The 2,483-nt window shown below is 61.0% G+C and carries 2 protein-coding genes; both read right to left on the bottom strand.

The window, feature by feature from the left end:
- The coding region (locus WCA53_RS14820) for an NlpC/P60 family protein (protein ID WP_423911522.1) at nt 1-814 on the bottom strand (814 nt) is incomplete at its 3' end.
- Between the two features lie 211 nt (nt 815-1,025).
- On the bottom strand, nt 1,026-2,483 hold a 1,458-nt coding region (locus WCA53_RS14815; protein WP_423911519.1), incomplete at its 5' end, for a PhoH family protein.

The raw sequence follows: 2,483 nt of genomic DNA, 5'->3' as shown, positions 1-2,483 counted from the left end.
ACATCGCGCCGGCCGCTTGCGCCTGGCGTTGCGCCGCGGGCATCGACGATGGCGGCGGTTCGAATGGATCGACGGAAGATTGAACGGCTCCAACAGGAACCGAAAGGCCCGACACCGCGCCTGCGGCTACGGATTGTCGTTGCGCCGTCGCGACCGTTTGGGGCGGCGGCGCGGATTGACTCGATACCGCAGCGATCTGCGGCCGGACACTGCCGGCATCATCAGGCGCCTTGGCCGGCGACGCGAGATAAGTAGGCGAGTCGAACGGACCGGAGGTCGGCGCGGCGACGCGTCTGATTCCGTCGAAACGCTTGGCCCAATAGGGATTCGTCAAGTAATCGAGCCGCACGGTTCCACCTGTCGATGGCGCGTTGACGAAGCGCAGTTTGCCCACGTAAATGCCGACGTGCGAGTGCGGCCGGCCGGTCGTGTTGAAGAAAATCAGGTCGCCGGGCGCGACCTGATCCGGTTCGATCGTTTCGCCGCGCACGCTCATATCGGCCGTCGTTCGCGGCAAATTCACCGATGCCGCTCGATCCACGACATAGCGCACAAGCCCGCTGCAGTCGAAACCCGCTTCCGGCGTATTCCCGCCCCATCGATACGGCACGCCGACGAGCGACATCGCCTGGATGGAAATTTCCTCTCGCCCGACGCTATGGTCGACAAAGTTCGGGAAGCCCGAGGGCGTGGCGAAAGTGCGGTTTGCGGCAGTCGTGTTCGAGCCGCCCGGCGCGCGCGACACCCGTTGCGGCGCGCTTGAGCACGCTGCAACAAAGACGGTGACAAGCAGCAGCAACCCGGTTCGACGCATTTTTGTGGGCGAGCAAAACATCGCCAAGACTGGAATGAGCCGATACTAGCCGCGCGCCGGGGCGCCAGCAAGCTATCTTGATATTTCACTTTAGGTTTGCGCTGTAAGTGTTGTTTCCGGGGAACGCGTTTTCAGTTAAAAATCCCCCGTGAACAGGCATGAAAAAAGCCCGGCAAGCGATGCTTGCCGGGCTTTCCAGACAGCCAGGATCTTAAAGAATTTCCGACGCGTAATCTGCCAGCCGCGAGCGTTCGCCGCGCGCGAGCGTAACGTGCCCGCTATGCGTCCAGCCTTTGAACCGGTCGACCACGTACGTCAGCCCTGAACTGCCTTCCGTCAGGTACGGCGTGTCGATCTGCGCGATATTGCCAAGACACACGATCTTCGTGCCAGGACCCGCTCGCGTGACCAGCGTTTTCATCTGCTTGGGCGTCAGGTTCTGCGCCTCGTCGATGATCACGTACTTGTCCACGAACGTCCTGCCGCGCATGAAGTTCATGCTCTTCACCTTCAGGCGCGAACGGATCAGTTCCTGCGTGGCCGCACGGCCCCATTCGCCTGCTGCATCGTCAGTTTTCTGCAGGACTTCGAGGTTGTCGTCGAATGCGCCCATCCACGGCTGCATCTTTTCTTCCTCGGTGCCTGGCAGGAAACCGATGTCCTCGCCGACCGGAACGGTCGCCCGCGTAACGATGATCTCGTTATAACGCTTGTCGTCGAGCACTTGCGCGAGCCCGGCGGCCAGCGCCATCAAGGTTTTACCCGTTCCGGCCTGACCCAGCAGCGTGACAAAATCCACGTCCGGGTTCATGAGCAGGTTCAACGCAAAATTCTGCTCACGATTACGCGATGTGATGCCCCACACGTTGTTCTTGTGATGGCTGTAGTCGCGCAGCGTTTGCAGCAGCGCGGTCTTGCCGTTCAGCTCGCGAACGATGCCATAGAACGACGGTTCACCGTTCTGCGGCTCGAAATAGACGAATTCGTTCACCAGCATTGACGCGCACTGCGGACCGGTCACGCGGTAATACGTCGTGCCTGTCTTGGTGTCCTGCCAGCTTTCCATGCCCTTCGCGTGCTTCGTCCAGAAATCCGAGGGCAGCGCGCGAACGCCTGAATAGAGCAGGTCCTTGTCTTCCAGCACCTGATCGTTGAAATAATCTTCAGCCGGCAGTCCCAGCGCATGTGCCTTGATGCGCATGTTGATGTCTTTGGACACCAGCACGACCTGGCGATCCGTGCGTTCCTTTTGCAGCGCACGCACGACGCCGAGAATCTGGTTGTCCGCCTTGCCGACCGGCAGACCTTCGACCGGTTCGATATCCGTGAGCTTGGTCTGGAAATACAGGCGGCCCGTGGCGTCGCGATTGCCCAGCGCAGACAGCGGTAGTCCCGCCGACATCTCGCCCACGTGCGCGACCAGCGCATCGAGCGTGCGGCTGACCTGGCGTGCATTGCGCGCCACTTCCGACATGCCCTTCTTGTGGTCGTCGAGTTCCTCGAGCGTCATCATGGGGAGATAGACGTCGTGTTCCTCGAAGCGGAAAAGCGATGACGGATCGTGCATCAGCACGTTCGTGTCCAGCACGAACAGCTTGCCGATCTCGTTTTCCGGCTGGCCACTCTTGCGGCGCTTTTGCTGTGGACGTGGCTGAGCGGCGGCCGAGGC

Origin of the sequence: Caballeronia sp., from assembly GCF_049581465.1 — a bacterium.
Classification (GTDB): Bacteria; Pseudomonadota; Gammaproteobacteria; order Burkholderiales; family Burkholderiaceae; genus Caballeronia.
This window is presented reverse-complemented; position numbering and strand designations above follow the sequence as displayed.